This is a genomic window from Halalkalibacter okhensis (assembly GCF_000787375.1).
GTDB classification, from domain to species: Bacteria; Bacillota; Bacilli; order Bacillales; family Bacillaceae_D; genus Halalkalibacter; species Halalkalibacter okhensis.
This window is the reverse complement of sequence record NZ_JRJU01000044.1, coordinates 1-15,793: the sequence shown is the minus strand read 5'-3', so window position 1 is coordinate 15,793 and position 15,793 is coordinate 1. Positions and strand designations below refer to the sequence as shown.

Genomic DNA, 15,793 nt, shown 5'->3' with positions numbered 1-15,793 from the left:
CAACATGGTCGAACTAAGTAGTAATCTATTGCTCGCGGCGTTTTTTATCTACATTTTCGCGACAATTACTTTCTCTATTACGATCTATTATGAAAATAGTACATTAGGTAATAAAACGAAGAGGTGGGGATGGATCAGCTTTGGTCTGGCGTGTGCAGGATTTTTAGCACAACTAGGGTATTTTGTCACTAGGTGGATTGTGGCTGGACATGCTCCGGTTAGTAATATGTTTGAATATACCACGTTCTTAGGATTAACTATTATTTTTGCGTTTCTAATTCTTTATCTTATTTATAAGAAGCCGGTATTAGGTATTTTCTCAATGCCTGTTGGAATTGTGATCATTGCCTATGCATCAGTATTCCCAAGAGAAGTTACGCCTTTAATACCCGCCTTGCAAACTTACTGGCTTCATATTCATGTGATAACCACTGCTATTGGTCAAGGGATTCTAGGGGTTGGATTTATTGCAGGTTTAATCTACCTCATACGTGTCGTTGACCAAAGCAAACGCTCTAAACAAACATTTTGGCTTGAGGCTGTTATTTATTCGGTAACGTGTGCTGTAGCCATTGCAATAACGGTGGGAGTGTTTTCGTTAATTAATTATTCTGTCACTTTTAATTGGATAAATGAATGGGAAGTGGAGGCACAGCTTGAATATGAATTACCGGCTATTGTAGGTCCTTATGAAGGTGAATTAATAACAGCTGATCAAAACCGGTTTGGCCCATTATTTGAAACACCCGGCTGGATGAACGGAGTGGAGTCTCCAAGAAAGTTTAATACGTTTTTATGGTCAATCCTTTCAGGAAGTATTCTTTATCTTCTATTACGTTTCATTCTAAGAAGACGGATTGCAGCTGCGATACAACCTATCTTGAAAAACGTTAGTCCACAACTTTTTGATGAAGTTAGTTACAGATCGATTATTATTGGTTTTCCAGTTTTTACTTTAGGTGGATTAATATTTGCCATGATTTGGGCTCAAATCGCTTGGACACGATTTTGGGGATGGGATCCAAAAGAAGTTTGGGCTCTTATAACGTTTCTTTTTTATGCTGCTTATTTACACTTAAGACTATCAAGGGGTTGGCATGGTGAGAAATCCGCATGGCTCTTAGTGATTGGTTTTGGGATCATAATGTTTAACTTGCTATTTATTAATTTAGTCATCGCAGGATTACATTCATACGCTTAAAAGGAGATTGTTATGGCAGATTTAACTATATTATTGGCTTTTGGAGCGGGGGTTTTATCTTTTATATCCCCCTGTAATCTCCCGTTATATCCAGCCTTTCTATCCTATATAACCGGGATGACGGTGGATGAGATGAAGAAAAAAGGTCGTTTTTTACCTCCAAGAGCTATGTTCCACACGTTCATCTTTATTTTAGGGTTTTCTACTATTTTTGTTGTGCTTGGAATGTCCACAACATTAGTAGGAGACCTATTCTTGAAATACAATAATCTCATTAGACAACTAGGGGCCATTTTCATTATTTTGTTTGGATTGATAACTATAGGAGTAATCCGACCTTCGTTTCTAATGAAAAATCATCAATTCCAGTTCTCCAAAAAACCAAGTGGATATGTCGGAACCTATGTAATAGGAATTGCTTTTGCTGCTGGATGGACTCCTTGTATTGGCCCAATTTTAGCTTCCGTTATTACTTTAAGTATGACCAACTCGGGTTCCGGGATGCTTTATATGAGTGCTTATAGTATTGGGTTTGCAATACCGTTCTTTTTGATGACATTCTTTATTGGAAGAATGAATTGGATTAAAAAATATACAAATCTCATTATGAAATTTGGTGGAATTTTAATGATCATATTTGGTGTATTTTTATATTTTGATTGGATGACTAGAATTACCTCTTATTTAGTAAATAATATTTTTAATGGCTTTATGGGCTTTTAAAGGAGGAGATCGTATGTTTGGAGATTCAGCTGAAATGATGTCGTATATCTTAAAAATGGGATTTGTTGCACTTGCTCTGCTTGTAATCATTTATTTAATACTAAGGCTTTTGTTTCGATTGGAAAGTAAAGCGAAGTCTCCCTATGCCATTTTGGAGGAACGTTTCGCAACCGGTGAAATCTCAGAAGAAGAATTTGTAAAGAGAAAGAACATGTTAAAATAGAAGTTGTCGCTCTATCGTAGAAGGTTTTAACGATATATTGAGCAAATTTCCAACAAAAAGAAAACACATTTAAAGGGGATTATTTCAATGAAAAAAGGATTAATGGCTAGTATGATTACTCTATCTCTATTTGTTATATCAGCATGCTCAAATGACACAAATCAGATCGACTCGTTTATGCATATTCATGGATTAGAATACTCACAACATGACGAGAGTATTTTTCTAGCTACACATATGGGCTTAATTAATTTAAATGAAGACAGTTGGGAATTAGTTGGTGAGCCAGAACATCAGCATGATTTCATGGGTTATACAATTATAGATGAGGACTTGATGATCTCAAGTGGACATCCTGGTGCTCGATCTGACTATGTTGATCCATTAGGGGTCATTATTAGTCATGATTCTGGGGAAACATGGGAACCAATTGCACTTTATGAGGAAGTCGATTTTCATCTTTTACATGTAAATGAAGGAAACCAAGAATTCATGTATGGAATTGATGTATATAACTCAAACCTATATCGGTCAAACAATGGAGGTTATGATTGGGAGATGGTTGATACTATAGGATTACCAGGACCTGTAGCTTCGGTTCTTTCATTAACGTCTCATCCGCAATCTCCTGATTACTTACTAGCTGGAACTGAGACAGGACTATATGAATCATCTGACGGTGGTCAAACGTGGGCTTTAAAAGAAAATAATCTTAGCGCAAGTTCTTTCCAAACTCTTGATTCTGATTCAGAAGATTTAGTAGCCTATCTCTTTGGGGAAAAGGAAGGCTTGTATTTGAGTGAAGACTTTGGAGAAACATGGGCATCTCTGAATTTTAAGGTAGACGATGATTACATTATGTATATTAGTAACCATCCAACAGATGATCAAATGTTAGTACTCGGATCAATGAAACAAAGTATTTATGAGACAAAGGACTTTGGGAAAACGTGGGAAGTATTGGCAGAGGAAGGAAGTAGAAAGAATTAAAAAGGTTAATCAATGAAACAGTAAGGGGTAAATGAGGCAAATAGTCATTTATCCCTTTTTCGCTTTTTATTACAGGTTTGATCAACTATTATAGTAACAGTCTTATTGATTAAGAAAGACAAATGTAATTTTATGTTAAAATAGATGGAGATTTTGCAAGGTTGTTGAACTGGGAAACGTGAGGGAGGAGGGTTGTAATTGAGGAAGTGTTTTTTATTATATGTTGTAATTATTTTAACTTTTGTTGTGGGTTGCAGTGAGAAAACACAAATGGGCATCCCTTTTTTACGATAAAGATGTTATAAGTATTTCCCTTAATTCACATCCGGAGTGGGACTCTAAAGACATTTCATTAAAATCGAAACAGTTCACAGATGCAAGCAGGATGAAAACTTTTATAGAAGCAATTGAAAATGCTCAGAAAATGGAAGGTATGTTAAATTACATAGCGGAGTTTGATTTGACAGTATACTTTAAAGATAAATCCTCCGCACACTATCATTTAAGTTTAGGTGGGGAGACAGAAGGCGAAGGTTTGCTTGTTAATTTATCAAACACTTTACAGGGATTTAGAATTCAAAAGGAAGATACAAAATTATTAAGAGAAATGATCAATAATTAAGTGAATGATTATTTAAAACATAGTTTTTAGCGGTTGGTCATTTGTTTTTATTGAAGCAGGGAGTAAATTTAGCTATTAATAAAATGATAGATAAAAGCAAAGGAGGAGACTCACATGGTTATTCAATCAAATATGTCACCTGAAGCAATTGTTGATGTTTGGGGAGAGACAAAAGAAGTTTTTAAAAAATATAATGTTCCACTAACGAAACAAACATTGAAGACATTAGTTGGAAGTGAACGTCTATACTCACTACTTCAAGAATTAAATTCTGTTATAGGAAGTTCTACTGCAACTTGTATAGAAGGAGGCTGACAAATGCCTAAGAAAAAGGAGTAGGTTATTCCTTAATCATTTTTATTAATCTTGAATTTATTACTTTCTCCAACTAACGTGTAGCATGTACGATAGAACTTGCCGATAAAACCTAATTCTATTGGATCCCATTGTAAAATGAAAAGGGTGGGCGAGATAAGATTTTTTGAGATAGGAACTTCATTAATGATAGGAAGTTTTATAATGTATGGAGGTTTTTTATTAAATAAATTTTTCGCAATAATAGTTGCTAATAAAATTGGGAAAGGCCTATGGATTGGGGCTTGCTACAGTCATAACATTCTTCATCGTCTCTTTCTATATCACAAAATTCATTGGGGAACCTGAAGAGTTTGGAATAATGACTGACCTATTAATATATCAAGCAATAGTAGCCATTTTAACAACTGTCATACTTGAACAACATTTAAAGAACAAAGAAAAAGTCAAAGATATGAATTAATTTCTTATTCAAATACCTTGAGATAGCAATAAATCTCTTATTTTCTGTGGTGAAGCAGGTTAGCTTTACAACAAGGGCGTTGATTTGCTAAGTCCATGGTTTAAGTAATCTTTTATTTTTATCAAAGTACTGGAAATTCTAAGATTGAGCGTCAGGAGATGCTGTGTCCTGACGCTCCTTCTCTAATGTCATAATTTATTTAGCAAAAACATGATTTCCAATCCGAACAGTTTCGGTACGAGTAGCAATCCATTGGTTAGTAGCAATTTTTGGATTATAGAAAAAGAGTGACCCAGATCCTTGCCCTCTAAATGCTAGAGCCTCATCAACAGCTCGAATCGATTCATTATCAGCCGGACGGTTAATACGTCCATTTTGAACAGGTGTAAACGCGTAGTATCCGTTTGAAACTTCATTAATAACTCCTCGAACCGTATTCGGAAAATCCTTATGGTCAACTCGATTTAATACGACGGTTGCAACAGCGACTTTACCAGCATAAGGTTCTCCTTCTGATTCAGCCATCACTAAACGTGCCAGTAAATCCCTCTCTGAAGCAGAGATAGATTCTGGAATTGTTAACCTTTCTCCTACCATAATCATTGATGACGATTTATTATTTGCATTTTTAATAGCGGATACAGAAACTCCATATTTTTGACCAATTTTATACAAAAATTCTCCAGACGCTACGGTGTGTGTCGTTATTTGTGCGTTTGTATCATTTCCTCCAATAAAAACAAGTGATGCTGCAACGCTAATAGTGATTATTAATTTTTTCATTGTATAAACCTCCTAGAAGTAAGTGACTCTATTAAACTAACATGAAAAATTAGACTAGGAGGTGACCAAATTTACCCATTTGGAAAAATGGACTTGAGGATACCATTAACCCGAACGCTCGAAGCTGTTTTTTACATTACTGTTACGAAATATGTGGGAGTTTGTAAAAAAACATGGAAGTAAACAGATTTGTTAAAAATATTAGTAGTTGTATAGATATAGAGATCACCAACATCTAGAAAAGTTGATGGTCATGAAAGAGATGAGTAAGTTCTTTAATTCGCTAAATGAAAAAGAGTTTTTTGAAAAGTCTTCTGAACTCCCAAGGCAATGGGGCTTATTATTGAAAATAAATGGTGAGCCTGAGTGTCCAAAAAATTCTTTTGGTTATATATTTTTAAGTTTGATAGCTAGAAACAGATGAAGAGATTAATAATTAGTCTGGAGAAATTTCAGATTATAACAACTTCGTTTGATAAACTCCTTACAGCAGGCCCTAAAGAGGTTTTTTTGTTTTAAATCATCAACCTCCTAAGTAATCAAAAGTGATCATTTATTAAAATTTAAAACACATAAAAACTCCATATTTGATGGCTATGCTAAATCAGATAACAAAAATTAATAGGAAACGGAGTATGCAAATGTCAATAAAAACAAAGTTTATAAATTCAAATGCACTTAAACTACTAGCTGTTATTGCGATGGTTGTAGACCATGCATCAATATGGCTTGTGCCTGATGACACTACACTAGCAATATTTGCTCGTGGTTTTGGAAGATTGGCTGCCCCCATAATAGGTTATATGATTGCAGAAGGATACTTCTATACTTCTAATAAGCAAAAATATCTAAAACGACTTTTCATTTTTGCTTTAATTTCGCACTTCCCATTTGTGATGTACTTCGGTCTTGAATGGTGGCAGGGAACTAGTGTAATATGGGGACTGTTTATGGGGTTAGTTGCATTAGCTATTAGTCAAACTACTTACATTTCTCGATTAATAAAAGTTATGATTATTGCTTTGTGCTGTTTACTCGCTTGGACGGCTGACTGGAATTACATTCTTGTATTGTGGATTTTATTTTTTGGAATATACAAGGGACAGTTTAAGATGCAGATGATTAGCTTTGCATTTATAGGGACTGTTTTTTATATTCTTCCTGGCATAAGTTTAGGAATGGATTACGCTTTTCGCTTTGGTATCCTTTTGGCCATTCCTTTTCTTGCTTTATATAATGGAGAAAGAGGAAAAAGCTCAGCTCTTATTAAATGGGGATTTTATGTTTTTTATCCAGCTCATCTTTTAGTACTTTATATTTTGAGGTACTTCATATTTGCATAAATTAAATATTGAGGAGATATATAATCATGATTTGGCTAAAAAAATACAATGTTATATTGATAATGGCTATGCTAATAATCATAATTTTACTAACAGCTTGTATTGATAGAACAAATGTGGATAATTTTATACCAAATGAGTCCATTCCCGCTATGAATGAAGTAGAAAAATCTTCCGAAATTTCAGCCGATGAAGTAATTGAAGAGCCACAAGCAAGAATGTACGAAGGGGATTTAGAGTTACCTGTGGTTGGAGCTACAGGATTTACTTCTATCAGTTTAGATTTGAAAGAATTTCCAAAAAGTGATTCTGAAACTATTGATATATTTGAAGCAGGTACTGCTTTCGAAATTTTAAGAGAAGAGGGAGATTGGTGGTTTATTAAAAGAGGTGATTTAGCTGGTTGGTTACAACATAATTATACTTTTATTAACCTTCCCGATGTTATTCCATCTATTATCTATGATAACACTAATACCTATTCTTCTAAATTCGTTTCATCTGGTAAGGATATCCCTAATATTTCAAACCGTGCCTTATATCCGGGCAAGACATACAACGAACGGCTTGAGAGTGAAGAATATATTATGCCTGTGCTATATTCAATGTCCAAAAAAGTTCATTTAGCACAGCAGCTTGCCCTGTCAGAGGGCAACTCACTAAAAATATATGAGGGATTTAGGCCCTACTCTGTACAGAAAGCGGTTGTAGAAGGCTTGAGTAAGTTAGCCGATGATGATCCAGAAGTTATGACTGGTATTAACACACTTCCTTGGGGGATAAATTGGTTTATAACAGACGGTGTTTCTAATCATCAAATGGGTTATGGCATCGATCTCAGTTTAGTTAAAATTAACTCTAAAAAGGAGGTTCCAATTGGTGAATACACCAGAGTCTTAATTAAAGATTATATGGAATATGCGATGCCTACACAAATACATGAATTAAGCGGAGCATCTGCTGTATTTACTACCCCAGTTTCATCACAAAATGCAATTGATTGGAAAACTGCAACTTATGCTGATTCAATGAACGAGGCTGCTATAAAGTTACAAACCTATGCTACGACGGCGGGGCTGACACCCTTAGCTTCGGAATGGTGGCATTTTAATGATTTAGATGCTAGGGATGAAACTGCACACAATAGCAGTGAAGGTGACTATTTATTAACTGAGATTTATAGTTCAAGTCCTCTAATAGGTGATAATTAGCTATAAAGCCTTAAGTGCAAACGTATTGCATAGAGATACGTTACTTATCTAATTTTCAGAAAAAAAGATCCGCTACGTGGAAATTTATAAAACTCGTAGCGGGTACTTTCTCTTTTAACACTGAAAACCCACTTATTTTTAAATGCAATGACTCGCATTTTTGATATTGTTATAAATAGACTAGGGAAACGTAGAACGGATCCCTAGAAGTAATTGTATGTTGTATTTCTCAATCGGTAAGGTTTAGTTGATCTTCAACCAAAGCTTTGATCGCCGTAAGTAAACCAGCTAAGAACAAAGAAACAGTTATTTTCCAATGTAAGTGGTAATAGGAGAATAAACTAGTTAAAAACATCCAACCGAGCCATAACCAAATTACTTTACTCATCGCAAACTCTCAAATTACCGACCACAACGGGTATATTTTTATCATAAGTCCCCATCAGTTTCCTCCTAATAATAAGTCTCATTCTCTTTATCTGTTAATCTATGTTTTCTTTCGTAATTTTAGAAGATCTTGTGAATAGAACGTACTTTTAACGAATGATCGAATTAAGATAGTACCTTTAACTATTTTGTTATGTTCTTAACCGGTTCCCAATTGCACATTGCTGCTAAAAAAATATTTTTATGAAAATATTAAACTTCATACTTTGAACAAATTCATATGAAATAATCCTCTTAATAACGAAAATAAGGGGTTTTAATTATGCTAAATGAGAAAAGAGTTTTCTTGAAAAGTTTTATGCACTCCCCAAAGGCTATTGGAAGTATTATCCCTAGCTCTCCTTACCTCGTTCAAAGTATGGTGAATCAAGTAAATTTACAAAAAAATTCGAAGGTTGTTGAATTAGGAGCTGGAACAGGAGTACTTACTGAAACAATACTCAAAGAGTCAAAACTAGATCACCCATTAATAGTATTTGAAAACAATTCCTCCTTAAAACAATCGTTAAACAGATTTGCTTCTGAAATTACTATTTTTTGATGATGCTTTTAACTTAAAGGGGAGCCTAAATGAACAAGAAAAATCAATTGATTATATTTTTTCTGGCCTTCCTTTACTAAATTTCAAAAAAGAAGTACTAATCAATTTACTTGATCAGATAGACTATATTCTCAAACCAGGCGGAAAATTTATTGCTTTTCAATATACACCTTTTTTGCTTCCTTATCTTAATGCGGCTTTTGATAAAACGAGTCTTAAAATAGTTCCTTTGAATATTCCTCCTGCTTTTGTCTTTGTCTGTGAGAAGAGACATTGAGATAAAATCGAAGTTCTACTTACTAGGACTTTGGATTAGAGAGCCACTTATAAACTAAAAAAATTAGAAAGGCTGGATTTATATGTATAACAAATCAAAAAAAATAAACCCAAATGCTGCCGAAGTAAATGAAATAATTTTATACGATGGGATAGAACTAACAGTAATTGCTGTGTACAACAATAGTGTGGTAGCTGAATTTATTACGTATCCTGTTTGTGGTAGGGAGGATGAATTCCCCTTTGAACGTACCTGTATCAATCATCGAAACTATCAACGTACCTTTGAAACTATTTAAATGATAAAAGAACTAACAGGAATTATATTTAATTTTCATAATTAATTCAAACTTTCCTTATATATTTATAACTATAGTTAAGATTTTATATTAACTTAGCAAGACAAGTAAACAGCTAAGAGGTGAAAGGGAAATGGAAGAAACAATTCAACCGTTAAGCAGAGTTTTTCTTGAGATCGGTCCTTTAAAAATTTATTGGTATGGGGCTCTTATTGGGATCGGTGTAGCCATTGGTTATATAATGGCTACACGAGAAACGATTAAACGAGGGCTACCGAAAGATACATTTGCGGATTTACTACTATGGGCATTACCTATCTCCATTATTTGTGCCCGCTTGTATTATGTGGCCTTCCGATTTGAACATTACGTAGACGACCCTATAAGAGTGTTGTATATATGGGAGGGTGGCTTAGCTATACATGGTGGATTAATTGGCGGTGTAGCGACAGCTATTGTTTATGCAAAAAAACAAAATATACCAATATTTAAATTGTTGGATATCGGTGCTCCTAGTATCTTACTTGCTCAGGCAATTGGTCGTTGGGGTAACTTCATGAATCAGGAAGTGTATGGTGGATCTGTAACAAGAGAGTTTCTCGAAAATCTCTTGTTACCTAATTTTATTATTAATCAAATGTACATTAATGGAACCTACTATCAACCAACGTTTCTATATGAGTCAATCTGGAATATGATTGGTGTTGTAATTTTGCTATATCTGCGTAGGTTAAACCTAAAACAAGGTGAAATTTTTTATAGCTATCTCATTTGGTATTCTATTGGTCGCTTTGTCATAGAAGGAATGAGATTAGATAATCTGATGATTGGTGATACTTTGCGAACGGCACAAGTAGCTTCTATTATATTGATTATTGGGGCGGTAATAACTTGGATTTATCGGAGAAAAGCAGGTTTAGCCAATCAAGGATATCTTGATGAGATCGTGAAGCAACAAAGAAATAATAAAGCAAAGAAGAGAAAGAAAAAATAGACATTCTAAAACAGCTGACCATTTATTAAGGGTCAGCTGTTTTTAGCTTAATTGATAAATGGTGATGTTTATCTATTGCTCTTGTCTAGTTTACAAAGGTAATTGCTTGTTTTCCCATTTGTTCCCATGCTTCTACAAAATCCCTTTGGGGGATTTTTCTATTCTTAACATTTGCCAAGGGGTCATTAAAATAAACATAATCATCATCAAATCCTGTAACTAAGACAGAATGCTCTTTATACGTTATTTTAACAGAGCCGCTTGGAGTATCCCAAGTTTCGAATAAGTTTTCAGGAAGTTTCGAAAATGTAACATTAGATATGATCCAGACTGGATTTCCATTGCTTACGTGATAGAGAATATGTTGGAAGTCAGTCCCGGTTATATCAATTACTCTATTAGGCAAGTAAAATTCTGCTAATTCTTTAATAGGACCATGGTATACACCATAACCAGGATTGTTAATGTTATACATATCACCTACAAAACCATCATAAGGGTTACCAAAAAAGACTTGATCGCCTTTTTTTTGATAGGGAGTTGAATCTTTTTTTACCTCATCTGCAAGTACCATTTTGTTTACATTTACTCCTGCATAATTTAGAAACATGGCAAGACTTGTTACTTCACATCCTCTTGGAAGCTCAGGTAACTGAGAAATTAAAGGGGCATCTAATAATATACTTAGAGGAAGTTGAAAGTCATATCTCCAAACGATGTGACTATCATTAAGAAAATAAACATTGCTTTGTATCTCTTGAGCATAAATAACAGCCTCTTTATAACTCTCAAAACCTCTTGTTATGTCATTTTCATGGACAATAAAAGGTAAATTTGAATCGTTAGATACTATTTGTGAAGGGGGTTGTGAATTACTGTATACCTCTTTAAAACTGTTTATTTTACTAGTGAAATCGAGATCTACCCATTCTTCCTGTATATTTAAATACAATAAAAAAGTAAACATGGCCAAGATTAGAAAAGAAAAAACAAATAAGCCTTGTTTTAAGATTCCTTTTTTTATTAACCTAGATAAGGCTGTAACAGCAAGTACAAGAAACACAATATAACTCAAAATAAAAAATAGAACTTCCATTCTACGACCTCTTTCAAAAAATAAGTATTAAGTTAGTGGTTCGATAATCTAGATAAATATGTGAAACTTGTGTAATAGAATAAGCGAAAGATTTGTAAAAAATGTGAAGATAGAAAAAAAGTTATGATAAATGATAAATTAAAGCATAAAAAAATTGTAAAAATACCAGAATGATTGAAAAGGCATTCAAGCTAGGACCTATAGTTCAGCCTAGGGAGAAAGGATAGTCTATACTTTTGCTTTCTAACCGTAAAAATTAAACATTAAATTAGGGGATTAAGTAAACGCGAGTTTTATACCAAGGAGGGTGAAATTATGATTGGTGAGGGGATCAGAAAATTAATAGGTTGTATTCTCTTACTAAGCATATTTTTCGTGGGCTATTCTACGCCTGTTCAAGATGTCATAAGTATTCCAAATGAGATTACTGTATATGAAGGGCAGCAAATAAGCTGGGAAGTTTCTTCTACACGTATAGGTGACTTTTCTACAAAAACTGAAAATGAAAAACTTGTTACAAACATTACTACTTCTACAAATAATAGAACAGGTACAACCTCAATCACTGCAACAAGCAAAGAAGCCAATGATACAACTTTGACAATTGAAATAGGTAATTTTCCAATTAAACAAGTTCAGGTTCGTACATTACCAGAACTGAAAATTTTGCCCGGAGGTCAATCCATTGGTGTTAAGCTAAATAAAGAAGGCGTGCTTGTTGCAGGCTATCATTCTGTTAAGTCTTCAGTTGGAGAAGAATCACCTGCAATAAAGGCAGGAATAGAAGTAGGCGACTTGATAACGAAAATTAATGGTAATCCTATAAGTAGGGCGGTTCAAGTGGAAGAGATTGTTCAAGAAGCTGGCGAGAAAAATGACATACTAAAAATAGAAATAAGGAGAAAAAAACAATTTTTATTAAAAGAGTTAACCCCTTTAAGAAATAAAGAGGATGGCAAATTTCAATCCGGTCTATATGTACGTGATTTAACGGCAGGTATAGGTACTTTAACATTTTTTCATCCTGATACGAATAAATACGGGGCACTTGGTCACGTTATATCAGAAGCTGAAACTAATCATCCAACCGTTGTTTATGATGGACACATTGTGTTGGCATCTGTTTCATCAATTGAGAAAGGGGTTAGCGGTGAACCTGGTGAAAAGATAGCCAAATTTTTACCTAATCAGGCGTTTTGGGGTTCTGTAACGATAAATAGTCCTTTTGGTCTTTTTGGAGAAGTATTCAATAAAGGTACTATTTTTGACCAACCTATTCCTGTAGCGTCTGCTGATCAAGTTAAAGAAGGTCCCGCTAAAATACTTACGGTTTTAGAGGGAGATAAAGTACAAGAATTTGATATTAAGATTCTTAAATCAAATCCAAGAAAATCTCCCACAACAAAAGGATTAATCATTAAAGTCACTGATCCTAAATTACTGGAAAAAACAGGAGGGATTGTACAAGGGATGAGCGGTAGCCCAATTATTCAAGAGGACAAATTAATCGGAGCGGTTACGCATGTTTTCGTTAATGACCCAACATCGGGCTATGGTGGACACATTGAATGGATGTTACAAGAAGCGGAAATTAAATAGAGCTAAGAATATACTAGTTAGGTGCCTAACTAGTGTTTTTATGCTTTTTAACAATTTTTCTTCTATATCATCTTCATACATTCTACAAACATGCAGGGTATACTCCTACAGTAGATTGAGGAGGTGTGCGATGAAAAATAGTACTTATAGACAAATAGTTATAGGGGGATTTTCTCTTATACTAGCTTATCTATTTTTTCAAAGTAGAGAACTCTGGGATCCAATGCATGCTTGGAACAGAGCATTTGCAGATGTATCATTACTATTCTTAAGTGTAATTTTGCTTCTAGGATCCCTTTCTAAAGTATTCAAAACAATTAGAAAATGGCTAGTTTGGAGAAGAGAACTTGGGATATGGACAGGCGTTACGGCAATTGTTCATGTATTGATTCTCCTTGATGGCTGGGTTCAATGGGAAGTATTCCGGTTCTTTTTCGTTTTTAGTCCATTTGCAGGGGATTGGGTGTTGCATCCTGGATTTGCTTTAGGTAATTTATTGGGGATTGTAGCGTTGGTATATGTTCTTATCTTAATGTTAACTTCAAACACGATAAGTAAAAAGATATTGGGATTAAAAGCTTGGAAACATGTTCAACAAACTGTACATGTCTTTTACCATATGGTAATTTTGCATACGGCTTATTTTATTTTTATACACAACCCAGATTCACCTAATTGGCTACAAGCACCCTTCATCATCACTATTACATTAGTCTGGCTAAGCTCTTTAATAGGGTTTTGGTTTACCGTAAAAGAGGTTAAAAAAAGTAAAGGTATATAAATAAATGGCTCCTTACGAAGGTTAGGAGCCATTTATTTTGTTGTCATAAGAAATTAAGCAATTAGCTTTCTTAAAAAAAATTCATAAATCCTCTTCATAGTTTCTACACAATTAAGTGCAATACTCGTTAACACAAAGCTTGTAAGACTAATTTTAAATAGGATGTAGAAAGAAGGAAATTTATTGATTTACTTAAACTGGCTTATTAACTGGCTTGGAAGAAAACGTACTATTTGGTTATTGTTTATGACCAATTTGTTGGGAACGATCTACGGATATATATGGTATATGCCTCAATTAGTTGAAACGAAACTTTGGTTTTGGCCGTTTGTCCCAGATAGTCCAACTGCTAGTTTGTTTTTTACCATTACGTTGCTGTCCTTTTTAGTAGGGAAAAAGTGGCCGCTAATAGAAGCGTTTGGTGCTGTGACTTTGTTTAAATATGGAATTTGGGCAGTTGTCATGATTGTGGCAACAAGTTTTACTGGAGGTACTCTTCATTGGACAAGTTATATGTTAATTGTTTCTCACATTGGAATGGCAGTTCAAGCACTCTTTTTTAGTCGATACTTCCGTTTTAAATTAAAACATTTGTTAATTGTAGCACTATGGACATTAACAAATGATATATTGGATTATTCTCTGGGGATTTTTCCTTGGTTATATTCTGGACTTCATCCCTATTTAACTTATATTTATTTCTTTACTGTAAGTCTAAGTATAACAAGTATTCTCGTTTTTTATGTGTTGGTGGCAAGGATAACTGGACAACACAAGAATGATAATTTTGTTTGAGTAAATTCGGTGTACTCCATAAAAACATGACCACAAAATTAGAGGTCGTGTTTTTATGAAGGTCATGTCTTTAATCTTTAATTTCATAATAATTTTTGGGATTCAAAATTGGTGGGTACTGTGGTGTTGAACATTAAATTAATCCCCCTTTTTTTCACATGAATTCTCCATGAAAAAAACAAACATTGAGGATAATATTATTATCTGATCTATAACAAAAAGAAGTATGAGGTGTTTTCAAAATGTGTGGTTTTGTTGGCTATGTAAATGAACAAAAAGTAATAGGAAATAAAGAAAAAAATGAAATAAATAATATGCTTAACTTGATTCATCATCGTGGACCAGATGACACAGGTTTTTTCAAGGATGATCACATCGTTTTTGGATTTAAAAGGCTAAGTATCATTGATGTGGAAAATGGCAATCAACCTATCTCCTATGAAAATGAGCGTTACTGGATGGTATTTAATGGTGAAATTTATAATTACCAGGAACTACGTAAAACCTTGGGGAATATAGGTTACACGTTTCAGACTTCATCAGATTCAGAGACAATTCTTGCTCTTTTCAGTCATAAAAAAGAAGAAGCTTTTTCTGACTTAAGAGGAATGTTTGCTATTTTGATTTGGGACAAGCAGGAGCAAACGATGTACGGGGCACGAGACCCCTTTGGTATCAAACCATTGTATTATACGAATGGTGAAAGTGAGCATGAACTATATTTCGCGTCTGAGAAAAAAAGTTTAGTAGCACTTGAAAACAATAAATCTTTAAATAAGGAAGCATTACATCATTATTTAACTTTTCAATATGTGCCTGAGCCATTAACGATGACAACTGATACGTTTAAAATGGAGCCTGGCCATTATTTCATCAAAAAGAAAGGGGAGGGTTTAATCCAAACAAAATATTGGGAGCCAATCTTCAAACCAAGTCAAGGCAATCTTGAGACAAGTTCTAAACAGATAGCACAAACGTTAGAGGAGTCTGTAAATTGTCATATGATTAGTGATGTTCCACTAGGAGCTTTCTTATCTGGTGGAATTGATTCCACTTGTATAGTGACATTAGCGAAAAAAATTAATCCTGCC

At 34.2% G+C, this 15,793-nt stretch carries 18 protein-coding genes; 15 read left to right on the top strand and 3 right to left on the bottom strand.

Annotated features, from left to right (window positions below; all coding sequences use genetic code 11):
• Positions 1 to 4: 4 nt before the first annotated feature.
• From ccsB to LQ50_RS20750, 6 genes are all read left to right on the top strand, one after another.
• Entirely contained in the window at positions 5 to 1,201 is a 1,197-nt protein-coding gene (gene ccsB, locus LQ50_RS20775; RefSeq protein ID WP_034633124.1) for a c-type cytochrome biogenesis protein CcsB, read from the top strand.
• 12 nt (positions 1,202 to 1,213) lie between these two features.
• Positions 1,214 to 1,924 carry a cytochrome c biogenesis CcdA family protein gene (locus LQ50_RS20770; RefSeq protein WP_034633122.1) on the top strand — a complete coding sequence of 237 codons (711 nt, stop codon included), beginning with the start codon at positions 1,214 to 1,216 and terminating at the stop codon, positions 1,922 to 1,924.
• Between the two features lie 13 nt (positions 1,925 to 1,937).
• The gene (locus tag LQ50_RS20765; RefSeq protein WP_034633120.1) at positions 1,938 to 2,147 is read left to right on the top strand and encodes an SHOCT domain-containing protein; all 210 of its coding nucleotides are present in this window, start codon (positions 1,938 to 1,940) and stop codon (positions 2,145 to 2,147) included.
• An 87-nt stretch (positions 2,148 to 2,234) separates the two neighbouring features.
• On the top strand, positions 2,235 to 3,137 hold the full coding sequence (locus LQ50_RS20760; RefSeq protein ID WP_034633119.1) for a F510_1955 family glycosylhydrolase: 903 nt from the start codon (positions 2,235 to 2,237) through the stop codon (positions 3,135 to 3,137).
• Positions 3,138 to 3,393: 256 nt separating this feature from the next.
• Positions 3,394 to 3,759, top strand: a complete 366-nt coding sequence (locus LQ50_RS20755) for a YhfM domain-containing protein (RefSeq protein WP_152608272.1) — start codon at positions 3,394 to 3,396, stop codon at positions 3,757 to 3,759.
• A 114-nt stretch (positions 3,760 to 3,873) separates the two neighbouring features.
• Complete coding sequence (locus tag LQ50_RS20750) at positions 3,874 to 4,074, top strand: hypothetical protein (RefSeq protein WP_034633116.1); 201 nt, start codon at positions 3,874 to 3,876, stop codon at positions 4,072 to 4,074.
• Between the two features lie 658 nt (positions 4,075 to 4,732).
• Here LQ50_RS20750 and LQ50_RS20740 read toward each other — a convergent pair.
• Positions 4,733 to 5,320 carry a cell wall hydrolase gene (locus LQ50_RS20740; protein ID WP_034633106.1) on the bottom strand — a complete coding sequence of 196 codons (588 nt, stop codon included), beginning with the start codon at positions 5,318 to 5,320 and terminating at the stop codon, positions 4,733 to 4,735.
• A gap of 641 nt (positions 5,321 to 5,961) precedes the next feature.
• Here LQ50_RS20740 and LQ50_RS20735 point away from each other — a divergent pair.
• Positions 5,962 to 6,663 carry a TraX family protein gene (locus LQ50_RS20735; RefSeq protein WP_003321603.1) on the top strand — a complete coding sequence of 234 codons (702 nt, stop codon included), beginning with the start codon at positions 5,962 to 5,964 and terminating at the stop codon, positions 6,661 to 6,663.
• 26 nt (positions 6,664 to 6,689) lie between these two features.
• On the top strand, positions 6,690 to 7,874 hold the full coding sequence (locus LQ50_RS20730) for a D-alanyl-D-alanine carboxypeptidase family protein (protein ID WP_034633102.1): 1,185 nt from the start codon (positions 6,690 to 6,692) through the stop codon (positions 7,872 to 7,874).
• Between the two features lie 229 nt (positions 7,875 to 8,103).
• Here the strand turns inward: LQ50_RS20730 and LQ50_RS25575 are convergent, their stop codons facing one another.
• A complete protein-coding gene (locus LQ50_RS25575; RefSeq protein WP_156314941.1) occupies positions 8,104 to 8,262 on the bottom strand; it encodes a hypothetical protein in 159 nt (52 codons plus the stop codon).
• Positions 8,263 to 8,583: 321 nt separating this feature from the next.
• Here LQ50_RS25575 and LQ50_RS26100 point away from each other — a divergent pair, with 321 nt between their 5' ends.
• From LQ50_RS26100 to lgt, 3 genes are all read left to right on the top strand, one after another.
• On the top strand, positions 8,584 to 8,862 hold the full coding sequence (locus tag LQ50_RS26100; RefSeq protein WP_237563771.1) for an rRNA adenine N-6-methyltransferase family protein: 279 nt from the start codon (positions 8,584 to 8,586) through the stop codon (positions 8,860 to 8,862).
• Between the two features lie 359 nt (positions 8,863 to 9,221).
• Positions 9,222 to 9,437: a DUF2187 family protein gene (locus LQ50_RS20720; RefSeq protein WP_034633098.1), complete on the top strand. Its 216-nt coding sequence runs from the start codon at positions 9,222 to 9,224 to the stop codon at positions 9,435 to 9,437.
• Positions 9,438 to 9,570: 133 nt separating this feature from the next.
• Positions 9,571 to 10,431: a prolipoprotein diacylglyceryl transferase gene (gene lgt / locus LQ50_RS20715; protein WP_034633097.1), complete on the top strand. Its 861-nt coding sequence runs from the start codon at positions 9,571 to 9,573 to the stop codon at positions 10,429 to 10,431.
• An 85-nt stretch (positions 10,432 to 10,516) separates the two neighbouring features.
• Here the strand turns inward: lgt and LQ50_RS20710 are convergent, their stop codons facing one another.
• Entirely contained in the window at positions 10,517 to 11,527 is a 1,011-nt protein-coding gene (locus LQ50_RS20710; protein ID WP_034633087.1) for a C39 family peptidase, read from the bottom strand.
• A 315-nt stretch (positions 11,528 to 11,842) separates the two neighbouring features.
• Between LQ50_RS20710 and spoIVB the strand changes: the two genes are divergently transcribed.
• The 4 genes from spoIVB to asnB all read left to right on the top strand — a co-directional run.
• Positions 11,843 to 13,126, top strand: a complete 1,284-nt coding sequence (gene spoIVB / locus LQ50_RS20705) for a SpoIVB peptidase (RefSeq protein WP_034633086.1) — start codon at positions 11,843 to 11,845, stop codon at positions 13,124 to 13,126.
• A gap of 130 nt (positions 13,127 to 13,256) precedes the next feature.
• Entirely contained in the window at positions 13,257 to 13,907 is a 651-nt protein-coding gene (locus LQ50_RS20700) for a ferric reductase-like transmembrane domain-containing protein (RefSeq protein WP_034633085.1), read from the top strand.
• Between the two features lie 183 nt (positions 13,908 to 14,090).
• Positions 14,091 to 14,702 carry a DUF1405 domain-containing protein gene (locus LQ50_RS20695; protein ID WP_034633084.1) on the top strand — a complete coding sequence of 204 codons (612 nt, stop codon included), beginning with the start codon at positions 14,091 to 14,093 and terminating at the stop codon, positions 14,700 to 14,702.
• Positions 14,703 to 14,944: 242 nt separating this feature from the next.
• A partial coding sequence (gene asnB / locus LQ50_RS20690) for an asparagine synthase (glutamine-hydrolyzing) (protein ID WP_034633078.1) occupies positions 14,945 to 15,793 on the top strand: 849 nt, incomplete at its 3' end.

Excerpts from the sequence above, each read along its gene's own strand:
- ccsB (WP_034633124.1), top strand. The coding sequence starts at position 5 with ATGGTCGAACTAAGTAGTAATCTATTGCTCGCGGCGTTTTTTATCTAC.
- LQ50_RS20770 (WP_034633122.1), top strand. The coding sequence starts at position 1,214 with ATGGCAGATTTAACTATATTATTGGCTTTTGGAGCGGGGGTTTTATCT.
- LQ50_RS20765 (WP_034633120.1), top strand. The coding sequence starts at position 1,938 with ATGTTTGGAGATTCAGCTGAAATGATGTCGTATATCTTAAAAATGGGA.
- LQ50_RS20760 (WP_034633119.1), top strand. The coding sequence starts at position 2,235 with ATGAAAAAAGGATTAATGGCTAGTATGATTACTCTATCTCTATTTGTT.
- LQ50_RS20750 (WP_034633116.1), top strand. The coding sequence starts at position 3,874 with ATGGTTATTCAATCAAATATGTCACCTGAAGCAATTGTTGATGTTTGG.
- LQ50_RS20740 (WP_034633106.1), bottom strand. The coding sequence starts at position 5,320 with ATGAAAAAATTAATAATCACTATTAGCGTTGCAGCATCACTTGTTTTT.
- LQ50_RS20735 (WP_003321603.1), top strand. The coding sequence starts at position 5,962 with ATGTCAATAAAAACAAAGTTTATAAATTCAAATGCACTTAAACTACTA.
- LQ50_RS20730 (WP_034633102.1), top strand. The coding sequence starts at position 6,690 with ATGATTTGGCTAAAAAAATACAATGTTATATTGATAATGGCTATGCTA.
- LQ50_RS25575 (WP_156314941.1), bottom strand. The coding sequence starts at position 8,262 with ATGAGTAAAGTAATTTGGTTATGGCTCGGTTGGATGTTTTTAACTAGT.
- LQ50_RS26100 (WP_237563771.1), top strand. The coding sequence starts at position 8,584 with ATGCTAAATGAGAAAAGAGTTTTCTTGAAAAGTTTTATGCACTCCCCA.
- LQ50_RS20720 (WP_034633098.1), top strand. The coding sequence starts at position 9,222 with ATGTATAACAAATCAAAAAAAATAAACCCAAATGCTGCCGAAGTAAAT.
- lgt (WP_034633097.1), top strand. The coding sequence starts at position 9,571 with ATGGAAGAAACAATTCAACCGTTAAGCAGAGTTTTTCTTGAGATCGGT.
- LQ50_RS20710 (WP_034633087.1), bottom strand. The coding sequence starts at position 11,527 with ATGGAAGTTCTATTTTTTATTTTGAGTTATATTGTGTTTCTTGTACTT.
- spoIVB (WP_034633086.1), top strand. The coding sequence starts at position 11,843 with ATGATTGGTGAGGGGATCAGAAAATTAATAGGTTGTATTCTCTTACTA.
- LQ50_RS20700 (WP_034633085.1), top strand. The coding sequence starts at position 13,257 with ATGAAAAATAGTACTTATAGACAAATAGTTATAGGGGGATTTTCTCTT.